Source organism: Aquirufa nivalisilvae, assembly GCF_003143535.1.
GTDB lineage: Bacteria > Bacteroidota > Bacteroidia > Cytophagales > Spirosomataceae > Aquirufa > Aquirufa nivalisilvae.
On record NZ_CP029346.1, the window covers coordinates 330,917 to 355,000 of the forward strand.

Here is a 24,084-nt window from a genome sequence, read left to right on the forward strand (position 1 = left end):
ATTAGAGGGTCATTTGATCACTTAAGATTTCTTTTAATTCTGTTTTTAAATCAAAGTCAGGATAGTGTAGAATTTGCCATTCCCCTTGATGCGTTTCCACTAGGGCCGTTAATGATTCCACCCAATCACCTGAATTCATATAAGAAACTCCATTGATTTGTTTGATTTCAGCTTTATGAATATGCCCACAGATAATGCCATCCGCTTCTTGAGCAATGGCTAATTCGACTAGTTTTTCTTCAAAATCGGAAATGAAATTTACAGCCGCTTTTACCTTTTGTTTGATGGTTTGAGACAAAGAATAATAGGGTTTACCTTGTCTTTCACGGTGGTAATTGTACCATTTATTGACCCATAATAAAAAGGTATACCCGATGTCCCCTAAATAGGCTAACCATTTCATTTGACTTGTAATACTATCAAATATGTCACCATGCGTGATAAAATATTTCTTCCCAAATGATTTTAAGGTATAGTCTCTTCGAATGGAAAACTGTTTTCCTATTTTTAATGGAATGATTTGGTCTAGGAAATCATCATGGTTACCTCTCAGATAAATGACTTCAGTATCCCAGCGATCCATCATTTTTAACACAGCACGGAAGAATCCTGTGTGTTTTTTCTTCCACTCGCCTCCTTTTTTTAATTGCCAACCGTCAATGATATCCCCATTTAGAATGAGTTGGTGGCAGGAATAAGCTTTTAGAAATTCATTGACTTCTTTGGCTTTAGACCCCTTACTTCCTAAGTGTAAGTCGGAAATAACGATGGTCTTGTAAGTGGGTTGGTAGTTAACGCTCATCATGCGTAGTTTTTCTACTTCAAAACTACATTGGTTATCAGATGTTTATGTTAGGGGGGCGTTAAGCTATGGTTAAATTTCAGCTGGTTTTTTTCTTAACGCTGTCAAGGTTTTAAACCTTGACAGCGTTGGTAAAATTGTCCTTTTTTGCACAATAGACCAATCAGTTTATTGATATTATTATGTTAAAATAAGCTATTTGATAAAATGAAAAGTATATCAGCTTTATGTTGAATGTATGAGAGAAAATAGGGTAGATTTGCCTAACGCTGTCAAGGTTTTAAACCTTGACAGCGTTGAGAATTAAAGCCCTAAATTCAAATGAGCCAATGCAGCTAAGCCCTTCCAAATTAAGTCATTTTCAAAATGAATAGCTGAATCTTCTAATCTAGGTGCAAAGTATGGAGCATCTCCTCCACACATAAGTATTACGATTTCGGGATCTTGTTTTCTTAATGCTAAAATATATCCCTGAATTTCTAATAATATCCCATGCATTATGCCAGCAAGTAAATTACTTGATGTCGTTTGACCCAACAAAGGGAAGTCCATTTGAGGAGAAATTAGGGGTAAATGTGCCGTATAATCATGCATGGACTTTGTTCGCATCATAAGGCCAGGACTTATAGCCCCTCCTTTAAAACTACCATCCACAATCCAATTATACGTAATGCAGGTTCCCAAGCAAATACTCAAATGATTGCTAGTAGGAAATAAAGTTTGAGCCCCTTCTGCTATGCATATTCGGTCCACACCTAATGTCGATTTATCGTAATTCGAATAGTCCACCTGCGTCAATGAACTTGAACTAAGTTGATGAAATGGAGCTAAATTTTTTAAGGCATTTATTAGTTCTAATGGAACATCAATTACACTACTTAGAATGATGGAATCAAGGGCCTTATTTTGACAGATTTGAGATATTGATTCAAAATTTGAATCGCTTAAAATGCCAAAATCAACGATATGATCAGCCTCTACCCAAGCATATTTTAACTGAGAATTTCCAAAATCCAAGCAAAGTACCATCATTCATTTGATTTGTTAACAAAGTTAAATATTTCTTTTTCGTAAATTTGTATACTCTCAAAAACCAAAATTGTGTATCAAATACAAATATTAAAATCGAAGGTGCATCGTGCCACTGTCACAGAAGCCAATATTGACTATGTAGGAAGTCTAACCATGGATGCCGACTTGATGGATGCTGCAAACATGTTGGAACATGAAAAAATTCAAGTAGTTAATGTCAATAATGGAGAACGAATTGAAACTTATCTAATTAAAGGCGAACGAGGATCAGGCATCATTTGCCTCAATGGTCCCGCTGCTAGAAAAGCCGTAGTTGGAGATATTGTGATCATTATTTCTTATGCTTTAATGGACTTTGAAGCGGCGAAAACTTTTGAACCAACTGTCGTATTTCCAAATGCCAGTAATCGTTTGGCTTAATAAGATTCTGCTTCATTGGGGAAGTCTTGATTTTTGACATCAGCCACATAGTTTTTAACGGCCTGAGGAATCAATTCTCCTAAATTTAAATAACGACGTAGAAATCTAGGTTTAAACTCCGTGTTTATACCTAGCATATCATGCATGACCAAAACTTGACCATCGCAATGTTTTCCAGCGCCTATGCCTATACTTGGGATATGTAAACTTTCACTTACCTTTTTCGCTAAATCAGCTGGGATTTTTTCCAAAACTACTCCAAAACAACCCGCTTCCTCCAACATCTTAGCTTCTTCTACTAACAGGTTAGCCTCCTCTTCCTCCTTGGCTCTAACTCCATAAGAGCCAAATTGATATATACTTTGAGGAGTCAATCCTAGATGTCCCATTACTGGGATACCTGCCTTGACTATTTTTTTGATACTGTCTAGTACTTCTTGTCCACCTTCTAACTTAATGGCATGCGCTCCCGTTTCTTTCATAATCCGAATCGCTGAAGAAAGAGCGATTTCACTATTGGATTGATAAGACCCAAAAGGCAAATCCACTAAAACTAATGCTCTTTCTGTACCTCTAACGACACATTGAGCATGATAAATCATTTGCTCTAAAGTAATAGGAAGGGTTGTTTCATGACCCGCCATCACATTACTTGCACTGTCTCCTACCAGCAAAACATCCACACCTGATTGGTCCAACAATTTGGCCATAGAAAAATCGTAACATGTTAACATGGAGATTTTTTCTCCTTGCTTTTTCATGATTTGCAGACTTTGAGTCGTGATTTTTTTAAACTCTTTTAAATAGCTCATGGGAAAATAGTTGATTGTCAATCAGTCGGACCCCGCCAATAAAAGCGGCCACTAATACAACAAAGGTTTGAGAGAGATCTATAATGGGTTCTAAGCTTTTAGGGTCCGCAAAGGCAATGTAATCCACGGATTCAAAGCCAGCATCCAATAATTGTTGAGCAAATTGTCGCTCTAATTCTTTTGTACTGCAAGTTATTTGTTCTTTTATGGCTTTTTGAATCGTATCAAAACCATGATAAATAGCCAAGGCTTGGATTTTTTGTTCAGAGCTAAGTCGAACATTTCTACTACTCATCGCTAAACCACTCGCCTCACGAACGGTTTCACAAGAGATTAATTCTATGGTTGGTTTAAATGAGTATTGAGCTAATAATTGTCGAATGACCGCTACCTGCTGAAAATCTTTACTTCCCATAAATAGCAAATCTGGTCGAACAGCTTCCAACAGACGATGCACAATCACACAGACACCTTGAAAATGCCCTGGACGATGTGCCCCCTCCCAAAGCTCCTCCAATCTACCTAAGGGACAATGTGGTAATTGATGCATTCCTTCAGGATACATTTCCGAAACCGAGGGAAGAAAAACGGCCTCACAGCCAGCTAATTCTAGTTTTTGTAAGTCCTCATTTATGGTTTTTGGATACTTTTCAAAATCCTTTGGATCATTGAATTGAGTAGGATTGATGAATATACTACAAACCGTAACGGCACTTTGTTCCTTAGACTTCTCTATGAGGGATAAATGACCTTCATGCAAAGCACCCATGGTTGGTACAAATCCAATAAGGTCATTTTTCGACCGATGTTCATCGATGAAATCTTGCAATGCCTGTTTTGTTTCAAATATCTTCATGGTCGAATTTGGCACTAAAATTACCTTATTTTGTGCAAATTTCGTTACTTGCCGACCTTTTCCAATGCTATGTTACAGGGTAAAAAAATCATCGTCGGAATTAGTGCCAGTATAGCCGCCTACAAAGCCATACTTTTAGTTCGATTATTGAAAAAAAATGGGGCAGAAGTACGTGTAGTAATGACATCTGCTTCCAAAGATTTTGTTTCTCCATTAGTCCTTTCCACCTTCTCCAATAACCCTGTCTGGATTGATTTTCATGATCAACATGTTTGGAACAATCATGTTGAACTCGGCCTTTGGGCTGATGCTTTTATCATCGCTCCAGCCACGTGTAATACCCTGAGTAAAATGGCTAATGGCTTATGTGACAATATTGTTATAGCCACTTATTTGTCGGCCCGTTGTCCCATCTTCATTGCCCCAGCTATGGATGAGGATATGTATAAGCATCCTTCTACACAGCAAAATTTAGTTCAGTTACAATCCTTTGGTAATCATATTTTATCAGTGAATACCGGGTTTCTAGCCAGTGGTTTACATGGAGAAGGGCGCATGGCAGAACCAGAGGAAATGCTGCTGGAGCTAGTAGAAAAAATAGGTAGGGGAAAAAGCTGGTATGGTAAAAAAGTATTGATTAGTGCAGGACCTACCCAGGAGGCAATAGACCCAGTTCGCTATATTTCCAATCATTCCTCTGGCAAAATGGGTATTTCTTTGGCGGAGGCCTTTTATTTACAAGGAGCTGATGTTACCTTAATTACTGGCCCTATGGCCTTGAAACCTGCATTTTCTGGGATTCATTGTGTTCCAGTTGTTTCTGCCAAAGAAATGGAAGAGGCTTGTCTTCGAGAATTTCCTAATTCAGATTGGACTATTATGGCTGCTGCGGTAGCAGATTATAGACCTGTCACTGTAGCAAGTGAAAAAATCAAGAAAAAGGAGAGTAATCTAGATATACTGGTAGAAAAAACCACGGATATTTTAGCCTGTTTGGGTACACAAAAAAGAAGCCATCAAAAATTGATTGGCTTTGCTTTGGAAACAGAAAATGAAGAAACAAACGCCTTGGATAAATTACAAAGAAAAAATCTAGATGCGATTGTCTTGAACTCACTAAAACAGCCTGGGGCTGGTTTTGGTTTGGATACCAATCAAGTTCAAGTCTTTCATGCTTCTGGCGAACGACATACTTGTAGCCTGAAATCAAAAGAGGCTATTGCTCAAGAGTTAGTAGATTTATTTCAGCAATGGGAATAAAAAAAGCGTGTTGATTGCTCAACACGCCTAATTTGAAATAATAAATATTGATTAATCAATATTAGCTGTCTCCAATTTGGGAGCTAAAGAATAGATAATTAACCAAGCCAAAACATAAGCACTACCGCAAAGCAAGAAGATGATGTTATAACCATCATTGATGTTGCCTAAAAGCTTATATTTATCTAATAAAGATCCCACAATCATAGGGAAGAATATACCTCCCACTGAACCCGCCATACCGCCAATTCCAATCACAGAGCTAACCGCTTTCTTCGGGAACATATCCGTAGCAATGGAATAAATATTGGCACTCCAAGCTTGATGAGAGGCGGCAGCCAAAGAGATCAAGGCTACTGCTTGCCAAATATTATCACAATAACGAGCTAACATGATGGGCACTACCGCCAAAGCAAAACCTAGCATAGTGATTTTTCTAGCTCGGAAAGACGGCCAACCTAGGTTAATTAATTTACCAGATAACCAACCTCCACCAATACTTCCCACAGTCGTGGCAGTATATACGATAATCAACTCTAAGCTTGGTTTTTTCAAATCCAATTGGAAACGCTCGGAGAAATAAGAAGGTAACCAGAATAGGAAGAACCACCAGATTGGGTCGGTCAACATTTTTCCAAAGAAAAAGGCCCATGTCTGACGGAAGCCAAATAATTTAGCCCATTTAACAGGTTCCTGATTTTCATCTTTTTCTTCTTTATCGGCATGGATATAATCAAATTCTGCTTGAGATAATTCTTTGTGTTTAGAAGGAACTTCATAAAATAACCACCAAAAAATTAACCAAATAAACCCAATGGCTCCTGTCGCAATAAAAGCCATTTCCCAGCCATAAACACCTAAAATCCAAGGCACTAAAATAGGGGCGGCAACCGCTCCAATGTTGGCCCCAGAATTAAAAATACCTGTGGCTAAAGCTCTTTCATTTTTAGGAAACCATTCGGCTACTGTTTTGATGGCAGCAGGAAAGTTACCAGCTTCACCTAAACCTAATAATCCACGCATGAAAGCAAAGCTCAACGTTCCTGTTGCCAAAGCATGCAACATAGCTGCTATGCTCCATACCACGATGGAAATAGAATAACCCAATTTAGTTCCGATTCGATCAATAATGCCGCCAAAACCTAGCAAACTAATCGCATAGGCAGCTTGAAAGGTAATAACGATGTTGGAGTAATCTGTTTCTGTCCAATTAAATTGGTCTTCTAAAACCGGCTTTAATAGACCAATCACTTGCCTATCTAAGTAGTTGATCGTAGTGGCAAAGAATAGTAATGCGCAAATTTTCCAACGGTATTTTCCAATTTCCATAAGGTTGAGGTTTTGTTTGGGTTACAGTTCCCGATAAGTTGTAATTAATTGGGCAATCATTTGTTCAATAGCTTGATAATCTTTTTTGGCAATCAAATCAGCCGGAAATAATTGTGAACCCATACCTACCGCGGCTGCACCTGCATTAAACCATGTACTCAAACTCTCTTTATTTGGTTCTACTCCACTCGTAACCATGATTTGGGTATTGGGCATAGGTCCTTTTAATGCCTTAACAAAAGCTGGCCCCACTACATTACCTGGAAAGATCTTAACGATTTTAGCTCCCCAAATTTCTGCTTGACGGATTTCTGTTAATGTCATGGCGCCTGGCATCCATGGAATGTCATGCTTACCACATACTTCCCCAACAGATTCGGTAATGAATGGTTGCAACATAAAATCAGCACCCATTTGAATAAATTCATTGGCTTGTTTGGCATCATAAATTGTACCAATTCCTAATACTAAATCCGGACATTCTTTCTCCACATATTCCATGGCTTTGGCAAAAATATATGGGGCTTCTTTGCCTCGATTGGTAAATTCAAAAACGCGGATTCCTCCATCATAACAAGCTTTTAATACGCTCGTAGCAATGGATAAATCGGCATTAAAAAATAATGGGACGATTGGTGTCTCTTGAATGCGTTGATATACAACTTCGGAAGAATTTCTTGCCATGGTTATCGTTTTAAGCGTCCTGTCAGGTCTCCCTTCATGACGGTTTCTATTTCATCTAAGTTGGCTAAATTAATATCCCCCTCGATCGTATGTTTTAATGCGGAAGCTGCAACAGCAAATGATAAGGACTGAGCTTCATCTTTCAGAATTAGATTCCCATAGATGTATCCAGCCATAAAAGCATCTCCGCCGCCAATTCTATCTACTATTTGACTTATTTCTACTGTTTCCGACTTCAATACTTGTTTGCCGTTGAAAGAAGTGGCCGACAAGGTATTTTGTGATGCTGAAATTTGACCTCTCTTGGTATTGATGATTTTTTTAATTCGAGGAAAACGAGCCATGATTTGTTTACTTACGGATTCCCAACCACTTTTGGTACTTCCGTCTGGAACAATATTCAGAATATCTTCGGCATCTCCTTTTCCACAAACGATGATATCACAACCTGCAATCAAATCAGGCATCACCTCTTGTACCGATTTGCCATATTGCCATAAGTTTTTACGGTAATTGACATCGGCAGAAACTGTGATTCCTAAATCATTGGCGACCTTGATGGCTTCCCGACAAGCCTGTGCAGCAGATTCGGAAATAGCTGGACTTATACCTGTCCAATGGAACCATTGAGCATCTTTTAAGATTTCTTTCCAATTAAACTCTTTGGGATCTAAATGCGCAAAGGAAGAATCTGCTCGGTCATAAACTACTTTACTTGGGCGCATAGCGGCTCCAAATTCAGTAAAATACAAACCTAAACGATTGCCGCCATATTGAACATACTGCATGTCTACTCCCACTTTTCTGAAATAAGAAGTAGCGGCATGTCCCATTTCATGATCAGGAAATTTAGTGACATGAGCTGCAGGAATTCCTAAATGAGCTAAAGCACCAGCAACATTCGCTTCTCCCCCTCCAAAAGTCAAATTGAGCGACTGTGCTTGTACTATTCTCCCATAACCTGGAGGACTTAGTCGCCCCATGATTTCTCCAAACGTAACTACTTTTTTCATGCTTTATTCAAAATTAAAAAATTGGGAGGCATTGGTATATGAAATGTCTTTAACCAATTTCCCTAACCATTCCATATCTGCTGGCAATTCGCCATTTTCTACATCTTGACCAATCAAATTACAAAGTATTCTTCTAAAATACTCATGTCTTGGGAAAGATAAGAAACTACGAGAATCAGTTAACATCCCTACAAAATGACTTAACATCCCCATATTGGACAAGGCATTGATTTGTTTTTCCATGCCGTCTTTTTGATCCAAAAACCACCAACCTGAGCCAAATTGAATCTTTCCAACGATTGTTCCATCCTGAAAATTACCTGTCATGGTCGCAAACAATTCATTATCTCTTGGATTCAAGTTATATAAAATCGTCTTAGCTAATTGGTTCGTTGTGTCTAGTGTATTTAAGAATTTCGATAAGGACTTAGCTTGTTCAAAATCCCCGATAGAATCAAAACCCGTATCAGGCCCTAAACTACTTAAAAGTCGATTATTATTATTTCTCAATGCCCCCAAATGAAACTGCTGAGTCCATCCTTTGGCGTGATCTAAATGAGCAAAAAATACCAGCATAGCTGATTTAAACTGCCATTTTTCTTTTTTATTGATGGTTTTGCCAGAATGCAAGCGAGTGAAAATAAGCTCGATTTCTTCTTCGGTATAATCTTCTGCATAAATATGTTCCAAACCATGGTCACTCAAACGGCAACCAACAGAATGAAAGAAATCGTGACGATCTTGAATCGCATCTTTAAAATCTTGCAGGTGATTGATTTGTTTACCACTTACCTGGCTCAAGGCATTCACATATTCTATGAAAGTTAATTCATCATCCACCGCCATGGCTTTATCTGGACGGAAAGTAGGTAATACTTTGATCTCAAAACCACTCGCTGCGATGGATTGGTGATATGCCAAATTATCGATAGGGTCGTCTGTCGTGCAAAGCGCTTTGACATTCATTTTTCTTAATAAATTCCGAACCGAGTATTCTTTGCTGCGCAATAAAGCGGAACAATGATCGTAAATGCGCTTACCTGACTCCGCATTAAGTACTTCAGTAACGCCAAAATAGCGCTGTAATTCCAAATGCGTCCAATGATATAATGGGTTACGCATTGTATACGGAACGGTTTCTGCCCATTTCATGAATTTTTCTTCATCAGTGGCATCGCCGGTGATGTAGCGCTCGTTGACTCCATGTGCCCGCATTGCTCTCCATTTGTAATGGTCGCCATAAAGCCATATTTGTGTGATATTATCAAATTGCTTGTCTTCCGCAATCTGTTGAGGCACTAAATGGTTATGGTAATCAATGATGGGCATGTGGGCCGCATATTGATGGTATAATGTCTGAGCGGTGCTCGACTGCAATAAAAAATCTTCGTTTAAAAAAGCCTTCATCGTGTTTTAATTAATGTAGAATGAAGAATGAAAAATGTAGAATTAAAAGGGTAGAATCAATTCTTATCATAAGTAGTCAATTTTAGAGTACTAGGCCAAAGGAATTCTTGTATACTATTCTTGGGCTTGGCATTTTTACTATCTTAATTCTACATTTTTCATTCTACATTCTTCATTTCTCCCGCATTATAAATATTTCTTCACCGCATCTTCAAAGCCTGGCAAAGCACTTAAATCATGCCCCCAAAGCTTCTCGTCAGCCAATAGTTTTGTTAAGTTTAAATCTTTCCAAGCTTCATAAAAATAAGCAGCATAGTCACATTGTATTGGGTAGAACTCCCCATTACATTCCCCAAAATATTTGCCATCTTCTGCTTTTACGGCATGCATAAACTGTAAGTATGCCGCAAAACCCATGGCAAAAAGCTCGGGAGCTTTCCCAAAAATCTGGTAATAATTCACCAATAGAGGAATATTTCGCATTCTCATTTTGGTCGTGTACTGAACCGTGATATCAATCAATTTATGGTTGATGAACGGATTTTTAAAGCGGTCCAAAACCGATCGACCAAAGCGATCGGCAATTTTGAAATCCATTTTATACGGAATGGAGTGAGCTAATTCTGTCAGCATCAAGTTCATCACCAATTTGCTCAAATACGAATTGCTCATGACATCCTTTACTAAACGGAACCCTAATAAATAGGACATCCCACACATGAGGGTATGTGTTCCGTTCAAGAGACGAAGTTTCAACTCACGGTAAATTTCAATGTCTTCTGCAATCACCACACCTGAATCAACGGATGCAAAACTCAAGATTTTCTTAACGTCCGAACTACCTTGAATAGCCCATAAACGATATACTTCTGAAATGATCACTAAAGAATCATCATAACCTAATTGATCACAAATGGCAGTTCTAGTAGCTGCATCCGGTGCCCCAGGCACAATGCGATCTACCAAGGAATTACAAAAATGGTTGGCGGTTTGTAGCCATTGAATGAAGTCGGCAGAGAGCTGATGGTCATTGGCCAATTTCAAAACAATGTCCTTTAACACATCGCCATTATTGATGATTAATTCCGTTGGGATGATGACCATGCCTGATTCTTTACTTCCACCGAAATGTTGCCAACGGGCATGAAGAAAAGCTACTAATTTAGCAGGGAAAGAGCTTGGACATCCACCACTGATGGCATCATTCGCTACATATTGTATACCTACCTCGGTGGTGTTGGAGATGATAATTTGCATATCTGGACTGCTTGCGCAAGCCAAAATAGTATCCCACTCTTTGGAAGCTGTTAATGTTCTGGAGATGGATGAATTAATCAAATATTCCTCCACTTCTTTGCCTTCATCAATGCCTTTGATGCAATGCGTATACAAACCATCTTGCGCTTCAAAAGCATCTGCACCTCCTTTGGAAGTCGATTTAACTAGGACTACGCGGCCTTTAAAAACACCTTGACGGTTGGCTTTATCTACAAAATAATCACATAAACCTCGCAGTAGGACACCGGTTCCAAATTGAAGGATTTTCTCTGGATAAGTAAATACTTCCGGAGAAGGATATTGGAGGGGTAGCTGGGTGTTAATTGCACCTTCGCTAACTAGTTTTTGGTTGAGAATGGGCATGGCCATTAATATAAAAATGGTTAATATACCTTTCTAAAGTAGAAAAGTAAGGGTATTTACCCTATGTATACGTAAAATTTTAGGCCTATTTTAATGGAATAAAAATGCAAACGTTTACGCTTCGCCTATGGGGCCATTGTAGTTCATGGGAAATTGAAAACCAGGGTTATCCAAGTCTTTGGCGATAGGTCCAAAAGCTTCTTCATAGCGTTGAATATTTTCTTGAAGCGCCATCAGTAATCGTTGCACATGATCGGGAGTCATGACGATCCTCGACTTCACCTTTCCTTTGGGAATTCCAGGTAAGATACGAATAAAGTCCATGACAAATTCGGAAGGAGAATGGGCTATCAATGCCAGGTTGACATAAGCTCCTTCTGCAATCTCTTCAGGCAATTCAATGTTTAACTGGTTTTCTTCTGGATTTGGATTTTTCATAGCATAAAAATAGGAAGTTTAAATTTAAAGAAATATTAGGAATTATGCGTGTATAAGCGTCTTTTTCAGGGGACTAATTTGGGGAATTATCAATTGATAGAGCCTTAGTAAAGGAGGATTATTTGGCTAATTCGATGGAATTCAAACTTGATATTTTAGGGGTAATATTTATTTCTTGCGTTTTCGCAAGAAACATTATTTTTGGAATAGCCATCTTTGCTGAGGCTTTTTTCGCCATTAATTGGCATAATAAGCCCGTTATCCTGTCACCTAACCAGTAATAATTATGAAAGAATTTGCAGGCCGTTTGCTATTTATAGCATTCGTATGTTTGGCGTTTTTGATTGCCATTAATTTCAAAGAGATAAAAAATGGATATCTCAAAGGTTATTATCAAGCGTCTTCCAAGAAAATATAATGAGCAAGCTAAATTCTTGGAGCTTGGATTTGATCGTGATCAACCTAGCCATATTTCTGTTTTTTTCTACGAGTACTTCGCCTGTCAAGAAATTGGTCGTCCCCAGTCCAATTCCCAAATTGAAAATCAATAAACGATATCAAGATGTGGATTTATTTAATCCGATATTACACCAGTCTGGATACATGATTATTGATAAAAAATCGAACAAGGCAAAGGTGTATGAGCGGAAGCGATTGAATGGACAAAGTTTTTATCCTTCTGAATAGTCAAATCAAAATATCTACATGTAGGACCATGAATAATTTACTATCCTTTCGTTGGACGTCTTGGTACGCCAATATATTCCTCGTGTTGGCATCTTTCATCATGCCCGTGGTGGATTTTATCAAAACCTTGGATTGGATTCCCTTTACCTATTTTATAATAGATACCCGTTATGTTTTAGTGGCTTTGATTTTACTAAGCCTCTATTTAATAGGTAGCATGTTTGTAGATCAAAGTCGGTATCCATTCCTTTTTCAAGAGTCTCGAATAGCTACTTGGGCCATCATTATTTATGGGATTTATTTATGGTTTGTCAGCAATAATCAGTAATGTCCAACCATGAAAAAGAAGCAATATGTATGGATTTATTTTTTCTATTTCTCAGTGGAAATTTTGCCTGACTGGGTGGATTTTTTAATTCGAAAGATAGAAATATTACTTGTTTGGATTAATAAGTAAGGGCAAATAATGTAAGTATTCCAAATACGTAAAGTCCTATTTTCAAGTAAACCTGTTTTAAACGATAAAGATATGATTTAGAATTTGGTGTTTTGAGTGGGTATTAATTGTCTATGTTTTGGTGAATTCTGCTCCTATGTTAATACTCTTTGCATTCCCTTAAAGCTGTTAGTCAATTACTAAAGAGCACATTTGATTTTCCATTTTAGTTTACACTTATGTTGAAGCTTTGGAATTAAATAAAAAGATCCCCTCCAGTTTCCTGAAGGGGATCTTAATTCAAGCTAGTTGAAGACTAGTTTTCAACCGAAACCTTCGCCGCAACTTCTGCTTCGCTAGCTGCCACTTTTGCTTCTAATTGCTTTAACTCATCTACTGGAGTAACAATGAAGTCCTTGTATCTGCGAACTCCCGTTCCCGCAGGAATCAAGTGTCCAACAATTACGTTCTCCTTCAAGCCTTCCAATGTATCTTGTTTTGCACGAATCGATGCCTCAGACAATACCTTCGTCGTTTCCTGGAAGGATGCCGCTGAGATGAATGACTCAGTACCCAATGATGCTTGAGTTATACCCTGCAAATTAGCAGAAGAGACTGCCGCATGCGCATCACGTACTTTCATCACTTTCATATCTCTACGCTTCAATGAGGAGTTCTCATCACGTAAAGCACGAGCAGAGATAATCATACCTGGCTTGTACTTATCTGAATCACCTGATTCTGTGATTACTTTCTTGTCCATAATCTGATCATTCTCCTCACGGAAGGCAAAACGATCTACGTTTTGACCCTGTAAGAATTGAGTATCACCTGGATCCAAGATTTCAACTTTCTGCATCATCTGACGAACGATACACTCAATATGCTTATCGTTGATTTTTACCCCTTGTAAGCGGTATACATCTTGGATTTCATTCACTAAGTATTCTTGTACCGCTGTTGGTCCTTTGATCGATAAGATATCCGAAGGCGTAATTGCTCCATCAGATAATGGCGTTCCAGCACGTACGAAGTCATTGTTTTGTACCAAGATAAACTTAGTCAATGGCACCAAGTACTTACGCTCTGTTCCTTCTTTTGGAGTTACGATAATCTCACGGTTACCACGCTTGATGATACCATATGAAATAACACCATCAATCTCAGAAACTACCGCTGGGTTAGATGGATTACGTGCTTCAAATAACTCTGTTACACGTGGAAGACCTCCCGTAATGTCACGAGTTTTACCCGCCGCACGTGGAATCTTCGCAATGATCTGTCCAGCTTTGATTTTGTCTCCTTCATCAATCGCCAAACGAGCACCTACTGGTACGTTATATACCAAATCCTCTTTTCCTTTAGCTACAACCAATACGGATGGGTTCTTAGTCTTATCCTTAGATTCGATAATCACCTTCTCACGTAAACCTGTTTGCTCATCAGCTTCCTCTTTGTAGGTATTGTTTTCCTCAATCGATTCAAACGCAACCTTACCTTCTGCTTCAGATAAAATAACCGCATTGTATGGATCCCAAGCACAAATCTCTTCGCCTTTCTTGATGGTTTGACCATCTTTCACACGAATAACTGAACCGTATGGAATGTTGCTAGAAATCAACAACTGCTTGTTAGCAGGATTGATGATCTGAACTTCACCCGAACGACCCATTACGATCTCTACTGGATTTCCTTCTGAATCAGTTGAACTTACTGTACGAACCTCTTCAAAATTAATCACACCATCAAACTTCGCTTTTACACTCGCATCCAATGATACGTTTTGTGCCGTACCACCGACGTGGAATGTACGTAACGTTAACTGTGTACCTGGCTCACCGATCGACTGTGATGCAATTACACCTACAGCTTCTCCTTGACCCACCATGTGGCCTGTAGATAAGTTACGTCCGTAACATTTCGCACAAACACCATTTCTAGTTTCACAAGTTAATACCGAACGAATCTCAACAGATTCAATAGCAGTCTCATCAATTTTGTTTGCTGCAATCTCTGTGATTTCATCGCCAGAAGCTACAATTAACTCATTGCTAATTGGATCATATACATCATGTACGGATACACGACCTAAGATACGCTCCGATAATGGCTCAATGATCTCCTCATTATCTTTCAATGGGAATACCTGAATACCACGTAAAGTACCGCAATCTTCTTCATTCACAATCACATCTTGAGCAACGTCATGTAAACGACGTGTCAAATAACCCGCATCGGCTGTTTTCAAGGCAGTATCTGCCAAACCTTTACGAGCACCGTGTGTTGAGATAAAGTACTCTAATACGTCTAGACCTTCTTTAAAGTTAGATAGGATAGGGTTTTCGATGATCTCACCAACCGAACCTTGTAAGTTCTTCTGCGGCTTAGCCATCAAACCACGCATACCACCCAACTGACGGATTTGCTCACGAGAACCACGGGCTCCAGAGTGCATCATCATGTAGATCGCATTGAATCCTTGGTTATCCTCTTCCATCTGCTTCATCAATGTCTCGGTAATTTTCGAGTTCACTTTTGTCCAGATGTCAATAACTGCATTGTAACGCTCGTTATCTGTGATTAAACCCATTAAGTAGTTATCCCAAACAGCTTGTACATCTTCCTGAGCTTTCTTCACTAAGTGTGCTTTTTCCTCTGGAATCTGAACATCACCAATACCCATCGACAATCCGCCGTGGAAGGCTTGTTGGAATCCTAAATCTTTGATATCATCCAAGAATTGAGCTGTACGAGCCATTCCACAAATTTTGTGAACTTGAGAAATGATCTGCTGCAATTTCTTTTTAGTCAATAATTCATTGATGTAACCAACTTGCTCTGGTACGCAAAGATTGAACAATACGCGACCTGCAACAGTTTCCACCATTTCGCTCACTAAAGAACCATCTTCCTTACGTACATTCGCTTTTACCACGATGTTCGCATGTTTCGATAATTTCTTTTCGTTCAATGCAATCACCACTTCTTCAAAACCATAGAAACGACGGCCTTCGCCATCTACTTTATGTGTTTCAGTTGATTTTCTTCCTTTGGTTACATAATATAATCCAAGAACCATGTCTTGTGAAGGTACCGTGATCGGCGCTCCATTAGCAGGGTTAAGGATGTTATGTGAGGCCAACATCAACAAAGAGGCTTCCAAAATCGCTTCATGTCCTAGTGGAACGTGAACCGCCATCTGGTCACCGTCAAAGTCGGCGTTGAATGCCGTACAAGTCAATGGGTGTAATTGAATCGCTTTTCCTTCAATTAGTTTAGGCTGGAACGCTTGGATACCCAAACGGTGCAACGTAGGAGCACGGTTTAATAATACCGGGTGCCCTTTCATGACATTTTCCAAAATATCCCAAACAACAGGATCTTTACGATCCACAATTTTCTTGGCAGATTTAACCGTTTTAACGATACCACGCTCGATCAACTTACGGATAACAAACGGTTTGAAAAGTTCAGCAGCCATGTCTTTTGGAAGACCGCACTCATGCATTTTCAATTCTGGTCCAACCACAATTACCGAACGACCTGAGTAGTCAACACGCTTTCCTAATAAGTTTTGACGGAAACGACCTTGCTTTCCTTTCAACATATCAGAAAGAGATTTCAAAGCACGGTTACCTTCAGAACGAACGGCATTTACCTTACGAGAGTTGTCGAACAAGGAGTCAACAGCCTCTTGTAACATACGCTTTTCATTACGTAAAATTACCTCTGGAGCTTTGATTTCGATCAAACGCTTCAAACGATTGTTACGGATGATTACGCGACGGTATAAATCGTTCAAGTCAGAAGTCGCAAAACGACCTCCATCTAATGGAACTAATGGACGTAATTCTGGTGGAATCACTGGTACCATTTTGATGATCATCCACTCTGGACGGTTATCAATACGGCCAATCGACTCACGGAATGCTTCTACTACCTTCAAACGCTTTAAAGCTTCTGCTTTACGTTGTTGTGAAGATTCAGTATCTGCCGAGTGACGTAAGTCAGCCGATAATTCGTGTAAGTTGATACGAGACAACAACATGTTCAATGCGTCAGCACCCATCTTAGCGATGAATTTCTGTGGATCTTCATCCGGCAAATGTTGGTTCTCACGTGGTAACTTATCCAAGATATCCAAGTACTCATCTTCAGTCAAGAAATCAAGGTATTGAGAACCTATCTTTCCTTCTTCAGCATACATACCGGCTTGAACCACCACATATCTTTCATAGTAGATCACTTGATCTAATTTCTTAGTTGATAATCCAAGCATGTAACCAATCTTGTTGGGTAAGCTACGGAAGTACCAAATATGCGCAACTGGAACCACCAATTCGATGTGTCCCATACGCTCACGACGTACTTTTTTCTCAGTTACTTCAACACCACAGCGGTCGCAAATGATGCCTTTGTAACGAATACGCTTATATTTTCCACAGTGACATTCCCAATCTTTGGTAGGTCCAAAGATTCTCTCACAGAACAATCCACCCATCTCAGGCTTGTATGTTCTATAGTTGATGGTTTCCGGTTGGGTTACTTCACCATTTGAACCTTCTAAGATCGACTCAGGAGAGGCCAATGAAATGGTCACCTTTTGGAAGTCGCTATTCAGCTTTCTAGTCTTTTTAAATGACATTTTCGTTTAATTTTTTTGGAAAATGATGTTAGTTAAGGGCCGTTGCCAGCCCTATGTATGTTTACTCTAGAGTGATTTCTAATGCTAAACCACGTAATTCATGAATCAATACGTTGAATGATTCTGGAATATTTGGTTTTGGCATATTCTCACCTTTTACGATGGCTTCGTATGCTTTAGCACGGCCGATAACGTCATCGGATTTAACAGTTAAAATCTCTTGCAAGATATTCGCTGCTCCGAAGGCCTCTAGCGCCCATACCTCCATCTCACCGAAACGCTGACCTCCAAATTGAGCTTTACCTCCCAATGGTTGTTGCGTAATCAATGAGTATGGTCCAATCGAACGAGCGTGCATCTTATCATCCACTAAGTGGCCCAATTTCAGCATGTAAATAATACCTACTGTTACTGGTTGATCAAATTTATCACCCGTCAAACCATTGTATAAATACGTACGGCCCCAATCTGGTAAACCAGCTAGAGTTAACTCAGCAGCAACTTCTGCCTCAGTACCACCGTCAAAGATTGGTGTCGCATAACGCTTACCCAATTTTTGTCCAGCCCAACCTAATACAGTTTCGTAAATCTGACCTAAGTTCATACGAGAAGGTACCCCTAGTGGATTCAATACGATATCTACTGGAGTTCCATCTTCCAAGAATGGCATGTCTTCCTCACGTACAATACGAGCTACAACACCCTTATTACCGTGACGACCCGCCATTTTATCTCCTACTTTCAACTTACGTTTCTTAGCTACATACACCTTCGCCAATTTCACGATACCTGCAGGTAATTCATCACCCACCTCTAACACGAAACGCTCACGCTTGAATCGACCAGCGATTTCATTACGACGAATGTTGTAGTTTTTGATTAACTGTAAGAAACGAGCATTTAATTCTGCATCAGCCGTAGTTTCTTCTACGATCAAATCAGAAAGTAAATTGGCTTCTTCTGGTACAGCATAAGTACTCTCATCACGGTACAAGTTTTTGTCTGGGAATAATAATTCTTCAATGTTTTTCGCACTGAATTTTACACCCTTCTCTACAATCACCGTTCCGAATTTATGCTTGATTCCGTTAGATGTCTTACCGTTCAACAAGGCTACTGTCTTGTCGATCATGATACGACGAATGTCTAACAAATCTTTGCCATATTGCTTCATCACTTTTTTCAATTCAGCTTTCGACTTCTCACGCTCTTCTTTATCCTTTTTAGGACGAGAGAACAATTTCGTGTCGATAACCACACCTTTAAGTGATGGAGGTGCTTTCTTAGAAGCATCTTTCACGTCACCCGCTTTGTCACCAAAGATGGCACGTAATAATTTTTCTTCTGGAGTTGGATCAGATTCTCCTTTTGGAGTAATCTTACCAATTAAAATATCTCCTTCTTTAACATCAGATCCTACACGAACTACTCCGTTTTCATCCAAGTTGCGAACTGTCTCTTCCGATACGTTCGGGATTTCAGAAGTTAATTCCTCTTCTCCACGTTTGGTATCACGAACTTCCAATTCAAACTCTTCAATGTGAATCGAAGTAAAAATATCATCGCGAACAACTTTTTCTGAGATTACAATCGCATCCTCAAAGTTGTAACCTTGCCATGGCATGAAGGCCACTTTCATGTTACGTCCTAAAGCTAATTCACCACCTTGAGTCGCATATCCTTCGCAAAGTGCTTGTCCTTTCGTAACGCGCTCTCCTTTGAAAACAATTGGCTTCAAGTTGATAGTAGTATCTTGGTTAGTTCTACGGAACTTGATCAATTTGTAGGTTTTAGAAGAACCATCAAAGCTGATGACTTTTTCGTCTTCTGTTTGATCATAGTTAACTACAATTTTCAATGCATCAACATACTCAATCACTCCATCTCCTTCAGCTACTACTAAAGTTCTAGAGTCAATCGCCACACGGTGCTCTAAACCAGTACCAACAATTGGCGCTTCTGGTCTTAATAAAGGTACCGCTTGACGTTGCATGTTGGATCCCATCAAGGCACGGTTAGCATCATCATGCTCCAAGAAAGGAATCATAGATGCAGCCACCGAAACAATCTGGTTAGGAGCTACGTCCATGAATTGTGCTTCGGATGGATTAACCAATGGGAAGTCACCTTCAAAACGAGCTTTAACACGATCAGATAAGAATTTACCTGACTTAATATCAATAGGAGCATTAGCTTGAACAATGTTCTTGCCATCTTCTTCCTCTGCAGTTAAATATTGAACATGGCTACTTACATCTACTTTGCCACCGTCAATAATACGGTATGGAGTTTCAATAAAGCCCATGGAATTCACTTTGGCATGCACACAAAGTGAGGAAATCAAACCAATGTTTGGACCTTCCGGAGTTTCAATCGTACACAAACGACCGTAGTGCGTATAGTGAACGTCACGAACCTCAAAACCAGCTCTTTCACGAGAAAGACCACCTGGCCCTAGGGCAGACATACGTCTTTTGTGCGTAATCTCCGCCAATGGATTCGTTTGATCCATAAACTGAGATAGCTGATTCGTTCCAAAGAATGAATTAATCACCGATGACAAAGTACGAGCGTTGATCAAATCAACTGGCTTGAAATCTTCGTTATCACGTACGTTCATACGCTCCTTGATGGTACGAGCCATACGAGCAAGACCCACACCGAACTGAGCGTATAATTGCTCACCCACGGTACGAACACGACGGTTGGATAAGTGGTCAATATCATCGACTACCGCACGAGAGTTGATCAAACCGATCAAATACTTCACAATAGAAATGATATCTTCCTTCGTCAATACCTTCACATCCATCGGGATGTCATGGCCTAACTTTTTATTGATACGGTAACGACCAACTTCTCCTAAATCATAACGCTTGTCAGAGAAGAACAAGTTTTGGATGATGTCACGAGCAGTTTGCTCATCCGGTGCATCCGTGTTACGTAATTGCTTATAAATAACTTCAACGGCCTCTTTTTCCGAGTTTGAAGTATCTTTTTGTAAAGTATTGTAAATGATGTTGTAATCAGAAACGTTCACATCATCTTTGTGAAGAATAACGGTAGAAGAACCTGATTCTAAAATCGTTTCTACTTCATTCTCTGTAATAACTGTATCACGCTCGATTAAGATTTCGTTACGGTCAATAGAAACTACCTCACCAGTATCCTCATCTACGAAGTCTTCCTGCCAAGTTTTCAAAACCCTCGCAGCCAAACGACGACCAACAATTCCTTTGATGATTTTTTTATCAACTTTAATTTCTTCAGCTAAGCCAAATAAATCTAAGATGTCTTTATCATTTCCGTAACCAATAGCACGAAGCAATACCGTTACTGGAAACTTTTTCTTACGATCAATGTATGCGTACATGACATTGTTTACGTCCGTAGCAAATTCAATCCAAGAACCCTTGAATGGAATAATACGAGCCGAATACAATTTCGTACCATTCGTATGCTTCGACTGAGCGAAGAATACACCTGGTGAACGGTGTAATTGCGATACAATAACACGCTCAGCTCCGTTGATCACAAAGGATCCACGTTCTGTCATGTAAGGAATATTTCCCAAGAAAACCTCTTGTTCGATGGTTTGAAAATCTTCGTTATCTGTATCATTACAGATCAATCGCAACTTGGCTTTTAAAGGCACTGAATACGTTAATCCACGATCAATACACTCATCAACCGAATATTTCGGAGGATCTACAGAGTAATCAACGAATGAAAGAACGAAATTTTCACGCGAATCCGCGATAGGAAAATTTTCAGCAAATACTTTAAATAAACCCTCGTCCGTGCGATTTTCAGCTGCAGTTTCTAGCTGGAAGAAATCTTGGAAGGATTGGATTTGGATATCCAGAAAATCTGGATAATTGATCACACTCTGCGTTTTCGCAAAGCTGTGTCTTCCGGTGGCAGTGATGTTACTCAAGGCTTTATACGTTTTAATTAATGTGAATAATGGCCCTATGGGCACAAATTCTCCTCCTTTTGGAAGAGATTAATCAAGCTGAACGCCTCGTAGATGAAAAGATGTGGTGTCCCTTGGCCATTTCCCTACGAAAAGAAAAGTTGTTTCGGAACCACTCTTCGGATTTGCCCAGAGGGCTTTAATCCTAAAATAGCCTGCAAAATTACTGATAATTTTCTAATAAACAATAGCTTAGCTAGAAGGCACCACAAAAAAATACTATTCTTGCCATTATGATGTTTTGAACATGTGGAAAAACAAAGTGCATTATTACTTCCGATTTATCTTGGGTATGACCCGCTCCGAAATACTGGGCATGCTTAGTCTATTTATTTTTTTGCTTCTAGTTGATATCTTTTCCCGATGTATGGAATATCAAAGTAGGCAGCAAGTCATGGATTCCTTTCAACCTACCTATTGGACCAAGACATTGATTGAGATGGAAAAGTCGAATCAAAGAGTTTATGCTTACCCTAAAAGGAATCTCCCCTCAGTTTATAAAAGCAATCATCAACCTTATAAATCCACTTTGTATTCAAACGCATGGAAAAGGGAGAAAAAGCAAGTTTGGCAAATTGATATCAACCAAGCTGATTCCTTGGCATGGATAGCCTTACCAGGTATTGGGCCTGCCTTTGCCAAAAGGATATTAGCCTATCGGGAGAGATTGGGAGGATTTCACCGGGTGGCTCAATTGAAAGAAGTATATGGCTTGGATACCCTTTGGGCCAATCAACATATTGCTCAGTTTCATGTCGGGAAAGGTATATTTCGCTACCTATATATTAATAGGGCCGATTGGAAAGAATTTAGACATCCTTATTTGCCATATCGACAAGCCAATTTGGTATTGAATTATCGTAAACAGCATGGGGCTTTTCAAAATTGGGAGGATTTGAAAAAAGTACAACAGCTTGATGAGGCGGTTTGGCAAAAGCTAAGTCCTTATCTTTCATTTGAACCTTGAGAAATATGCCGTACTTTTGTGTAAATTTTACACTTCATTATATATAAGGATATGTCAACCGGATTTTTCAAGGTACCTCAACCAACCAACGAACCCATCTACTCGTATGCTGTAGGTAGTTCAGAGCGCCAATTATTACAAGATACACTTCACACATTACGTAATAAACAAGTGGAGGTTTCCATGCGCATCCACGGGAAATCAGTTCAAGGGTCAAAGAAAGTTGCCATGACTGCTCCACACGATCATCAACATATCTTAGGATATTATTATGAAGGAGGGAAAAAAGAAATAGCTGAGGCGATTGAATCTGCTTTATCAGCCAAGGCGGCTTGGGCAGCATTGACATGGCAAGAACGAGTATCCATCTTTTTAAAAGCCGCGGATTTGTCGGCCAATAAATACCGCATGGAACTGAATGCCAGAACCATGTTAGGTCAATCCAAGAATGCTTATCAAGCGGAAATTGATTCAGCTTGTGAATGGGTAGATTTCTTGCGTTTTAATGCCCATTATGCGGCTCAAATATATGCGGATCAACCAATTTCCTCTCCAGGAGTTTGGAATCGTTTGGAATATAGACCATTGGAAGGATTTGTGTATGCCTTAACGCCTTTCAATTTTACGGCCATTGCTGGGAATTTACCAGCAGCACCAGCCATGATGGGAAATACCGTAGTTTGGAAACCGGCCCCTCAGCAGATTTACTCCGCAGCTTTATTGATGCAAATATTGGAAGAAGCAGGTTTACCAGCTGGCGTGATTAATTTGGTTTTTGCCGACGGTCCTGAAGCAGGAGAGGTCGTATTTAAACATCGTGATTTTGCGGGGATTCACTTCACGGGTTCTACTAAAGTATTTCAAACCATTTGGCAGAATATTGGAAATAATATTGCCAACTATAAATCGTATCCACGTATCGTGGGAGAAACAGGAGGGAAGGATTTTGTAGTAGCACATGCTTCAGCAGATGTGAAAGCATTGGTGACAGGATTAATCCGCGGGGCCTTTGAATACCAAGGGCAAAAATGTTCGGCAGCTTCAAGAGCCTATGTGCCAGCCAGTTTATGGCCTGCCGTAAAAAGTCAACTGCAAGCTGATTTGGCTAAAATAAAAGTAGGAGGGACCGAGGATTTTGGAAACTTTGTGAATGCAGTTATCGATCAAAAAGCGTTTGATAAGATTACATCCTATATACAGGAAGCTAAAAATTCGAAGGAAGTAGAAGTAATTGCCGGAGGAGGCTTTGGTGCGAGTAAGGGATATTTTGTGGAGCCAACCGTATTATTAACGACCAATCCGCATTACCGCACCATGGAGGAGGAGATTTTTGGGCCGGTATTGACTGTGTATGTTTATCCAGATCAAGATTGGGCTGCAACTTTAAGTTTGGTGGATCAAACTTCGGCGTATGCGTTAACGGGAGCTATTTTCTCTCAAGATGCCTATGCTTTGTCAGAAGCGGCTAAAGCTTTAGAAAATGCAGCAGGGAATTTATATTTAAATGATAAATGTACAGGAGCGGTAGTGGGTCAGCAGCCTTTTGGTGGTGCGCGTGCTTCGGGAACGAATGATAAAGCCGGATCCTATTTGAATTTGCTTCGTTGGGTTTCTCCACGTACAGTCAAGGAAGTATTCTCTTCTCCGACGGATTTTAAGTATCCGTTTTTGGGCTAGAG

Annotated in this window: 19 protein-coding genes; 7 read left to right on the top strand and 12 right to left on the bottom strand. The window is 39.6% G+C overall.

Features of this window, described 5'->3' with window-relative positions; genetic code table 11:
• Position 1 precedes the first annotated feature (1 nt).
• Both HME7025_RS01425 and HME7025_RS01430 read right to left on the bottom strand, forming a co-directional pair.
• A complete protein-coding gene (locus HME7025_RS01425; RefSeq protein WP_109324897.1) occupies positions 2-802 on the bottom strand; it encodes a UDP-2,3-diacylglucosamine diphosphatase in 801 nt (266 codons plus the stop codon).
• A gap of 303 nt (positions 803-1,105) precedes the next feature.
• Positions 1,106-1,834: a type III pantothenate kinase gene (locus HME7025_RS01430; protein WP_109321933.1), complete on the bottom strand. Its 729-nt coding sequence runs from the start codon at positions 1,832-1,834 to the stop codon at positions 1,106-1,108.
• A 69-nt stretch (positions 1,835-1,903) separates the two neighbouring features.
• Between HME7025_RS01430 and panD the strand changes: the two genes are divergently transcribed.
• Entirely contained in the window at positions 1,904-2,254 is a 351-nt protein-coding gene (gene panD, locus HME7025_RS01435) for an aspartate 1-decarboxylase (protein ID WP_109321934.1), read from the top strand.
• Here the strand turns inward: panD and panB are convergent.
• Entirely contained in the window at positions 2,251-3,066 is an 816-nt protein-coding gene (panB, locus tag HME7025_RS01440; protein WP_109321935.1) for a 3-methyl-2-oxobutanoate hydroxymethyltransferase, read from the bottom strand. The genes panD and panB overlap by 4 nt on opposite strands.
• On the bottom strand, positions 3,044-3,922 hold the full coding sequence (gene panC / locus HME7025_RS01445; protein WP_109321936.1) for a pantoate--beta-alanine ligase: 879 nt from the start codon (positions 3,920-3,922) through the stop codon (positions 3,044-3,046). Before panC ends, panB begins: the two co-directional genes overlap by 23 nt.
• A 69-nt stretch (positions 3,923-3,991) precedes the next feature.
• Here panC and coaBC point away from each other — a divergent pair, with 69 nt between their 5' ends.
• Positions 3,992-5,182: a bifunctional phosphopantothenoylcysteine decarboxylase/phosphopantothenate--cysteine ligase CoaBC gene (coaBC, locus tag HME7025_RS01450; RefSeq protein ID WP_109321937.1), complete on the top strand. Its 1,191-nt coding sequence runs from the start codon at positions 3,992-3,994 to the stop codon at positions 5,180-5,182.
• Between the two features lie 51 nt (positions 5,183-5,233).
• On the opposite strand, the gene HME7025_RS01455 is transcribed toward coaBC, so the two are convergent.
• The 6 genes from HME7025_RS01455 to HME7025_RS01480 all read right to left on the bottom strand — a co-directional run bounded on the left by HME7025_RS01455 (position 5,234) and on the right by HME7025_RS01480 (position 11,694).
• Positions 5,234-6,511, bottom strand: coding sequence for an MFS transporter (locus tag HME7025_RS01455; RefSeq protein WP_109321938.1), 1,278 nt, complete (start codon positions 6,509-6,511; stop codon positions 5,234-5,236).
• A gap of 21 nt (positions 6,512-6,532) precedes the next feature.
• Positions 6,533-7,195 (bottom strand): bifunctional 4-hydroxy-2-oxoglutarate aldolase/2-dehydro-3-deoxy-phosphogluconate aldolase, encoded by a 663-nt coding sequence (locus tag HME7025_RS01460; protein ID WP_109321939.1) that lies wholly within the window; start codon positions 7,193-7,195, stop codon positions 6,533-6,535.
• A gap of 2 nt (positions 7,196-7,197) precedes the next feature.
• Positions 7,198-8,208: a sugar kinase gene (locus HME7025_RS01465; RefSeq protein WP_109321940.1), complete on the bottom strand. Its 1,011-nt coding sequence runs from the start codon at positions 8,206-8,208 to the stop codon at positions 7,198-7,200.
• Between the two features lie 3 nt (positions 8,209-8,211).
• The gene (uxaC, locus tag HME7025_RS01470; protein ID WP_109321941.1) at positions 8,212-9,615 is read right to left on the bottom strand and encodes a glucuronate isomerase; all 1,404 of its coding nucleotides are present in this window, start codon (positions 9,613-9,615) and stop codon (positions 8,212-8,214) included.
• Between the two features lie 186 nt (positions 9,616-9,801).
• Complete coding sequence (locus HME7025_RS01475) at positions 9,802-11,256, bottom strand: tagaturonate reductase (protein WP_226998256.1); 1,455 nt, start codon at positions 11,254-11,256, stop codon at positions 9,802-9,804.
• A 114-nt stretch (positions 11,257-11,370) separates the two neighbouring features.
• Positions 11,371-11,694, bottom strand: coding sequence for a DUF3467 domain-containing protein (locus HME7025_RS01480; protein WP_109321943.1), 324 nt, complete (start codon positions 11,692-11,694; stop codon positions 11,371-11,373).
• Between the two features lie 286 nt (positions 11,695-11,980).
• Between HME7025_RS01480 and HME7025_RS13535 the strand changes: the two genes are divergently transcribed.
• Genes HME7025_RS13535 through HME7025_RS01490 form a run of 3 tightly spaced genes read left to right on the top strand, consistent with a single transcriptional unit; the run spans position 11,981 to position 12,709 of the window.
• Positions 11,981-12,112: a hypothetical protein gene (locus HME7025_RS13535; RefSeq protein WP_262495130.1), complete on the top strand. Its 132-nt coding sequence runs from the start codon at positions 11,981-11,983 to the stop codon at positions 12,110-12,112.
• Positions 12,112-12,381 (top strand): hypothetical protein, encoded by a 270-nt coding sequence (locus tag HME7025_RS01485; protein ID WP_109321944.1) that lies wholly within the window; start codon positions 12,112-12,114, stop codon positions 12,379-12,381. The genes HME7025_RS13535 and HME7025_RS01485 overlap by 1 nt, the downstream gene beginning before the upstream one ends.
• Positions 12,382-12,409: 28 nt before the next feature.
• Positions 12,410-12,709: a hypothetical protein gene (locus HME7025_RS01490; protein WP_154401914.1), complete on the top strand. Its 300-nt coding sequence runs from the start codon at positions 12,410-12,412 to the stop codon at positions 12,707-12,709.
• A 424-nt stretch (positions 12,710-13,133) separates the two neighbouring features.
• On the opposite strand, the gene rpoC is transcribed toward HME7025_RS01490, so the two are convergent.
• Together rpoC and rpoB are read right to left on the bottom strand one after the other, a co-directional pair.
• Complete coding sequence (rpoC, locus tag HME7025_RS01495; RefSeq protein ID WP_109321946.1) at positions 13,134-17,462, bottom strand: DNA-directed RNA polymerase subunit beta'; 4,329 nt, start codon at positions 17,460-17,462, stop codon at positions 13,134-13,136.
• A gap of 61 nt (positions 17,463-17,523) precedes the next feature.
• On the bottom strand, positions 17,524-21,399 hold the full coding sequence (gene rpoB, locus HME7025_RS01500; RefSeq protein WP_109324898.1) for a DNA-directed RNA polymerase subunit beta: 3,876 nt from the start codon (positions 21,397-21,399) through the stop codon (positions 17,524-17,526).
• 286 nt (positions 21,400-21,685) lie between these two features.
• Between rpoB and HME7025_RS01505 the strand changes: the two genes are divergently transcribed.
• Both HME7025_RS01505 and pruA read left to right on the top strand, forming a co-directional pair.
• A complete protein-coding gene (locus HME7025_RS01505) occupies positions 21,686-22,405 on the top strand; it encodes a ComEA family DNA-binding protein (protein ID WP_109321947.1) in 720 nt (239 codons plus the stop codon).
• A 51-nt stretch (positions 22,406-22,456) separates the two neighbouring features.
• Positions 22,457-24,082 (top strand): L-glutamate gamma-semialdehyde dehydrogenase, encoded by a 1,626-nt coding sequence (gene pruA, locus HME7025_RS01510; protein ID WP_109321948.1) that lies wholly within the window; start codon positions 22,457-22,459, stop codon positions 24,080-24,082.
• Positions 24,083-24,084: the final 2 nt, after the last annotated feature.

Bases quoted from the DNA above. Each gene is read 5' to 3' on its own strand.
- coaBC (WP_109321937.1), top strand. From the start codon at position 3,992: ATGTTACAGGGTAAAAAAATCATCGTCGGAATTAGTGCCAGTATAGCC.
- HME7025_RS01425 (WP_109324897.1), bottom strand. From the start codon at position 802: ATGAGCGTTAACTACCAACCCACTTACAAGACCATCGTTATTTCCGAC.
- panB (WP_109321935.1), bottom strand. From the start codon at position 3,066: ATGAGCTATTTAAAAGAGTTTAAAAAAATCACGACTCAAAGTCTGCAA.
- HME7025_RS01430 (WP_109321933.1), bottom strand. From the start codon at position 1,834: ATGATGGTACTTTGCTTGGATTTTGGAAATTCTCAGTTAAAATATGCT.
- HME7025_RS01485 (WP_109321944.1), top strand. From the start codon at position 12,112: ATGAGCAAGCTAAATTCTTGGAGCTTGGATTTGATCGTGATCAACCTA.
- HME7025_RS01475 (WP_226998256.1), bottom strand. From the start codon at position 11,256: ATGCCCATTCTCAACCAAAAACTAGTTAGCGAAGGTGCAATTAACACC.
- HME7025_RS01480 (WP_109321943.1), bottom strand. From the start codon at position 11,694: ATGAAAAATCCAAATCCAGAAGAAAACCAGTTAAACATTGAATTGCCT.
- HME7025_RS01490 (WP_154401914.1), top strand. From the start codon at position 12,410: ATGAATAATTTACTATCCTTTCGTTGGACGTCTTGGTACGCCAATATA.
- pruA (WP_109321948.1), top strand. From the start codon at position 22,457: ATGTCAACCGGATTTTTCAAGGTACCTCAACCAACCAACGAACCCATC.
- HME7025_RS01460 (WP_109321939.1), bottom strand. From the start codon at position 7,195: ATGGCAAGAAATTCTTCCGAAGTTGTATATCAACGCATTCAAGAGACA.
- panC (WP_109321936.1), bottom strand. From the start codon at position 3,922: ATGAAGATATTTGAAACAAAACAGGCATTGCAAGATTTCATCGATGAA.
- HME7025_RS01455 (WP_109321938.1), bottom strand. From the start codon at position 6,511: ATGGAAATTGGAAAATACCGTTGGAAAATTTGCGCATTACTATTCTTT.
- HME7025_RS13535 (WP_262495130.1), top strand. From the start codon at position 11,981: ATGAAAGAATTTGCAGGCCGTTTGCTATTTATAGCATTCGTATGTTTG.
- rpoC (WP_109321946.1), bottom strand. From the start codon at position 17,462: ATGTCATTTAAAAAGACTAGAAAGCTGAATAGCGACTTCCAAAAGGTG.
- HME7025_RS01465 (WP_109321940.1), bottom strand. From the start codon at position 8,208: ATGAAAAAAGTAGTTACGTTTGGAGAAATCATGGGGCGACTAAGTCCT.
- uxaC (WP_109321941.1), bottom strand. From the start codon at position 9,615: ATGAAGGCTTTTTTAAACGAAGATTTTTTATTGCAGTCGAGCACCGCT.
- HME7025_RS01505 (WP_109321947.1), top strand. From the start codon at position 21,686: ATGTGGAAAAACAAAGTGCATTATTACTTCCGATTTATCTTGGGTATG.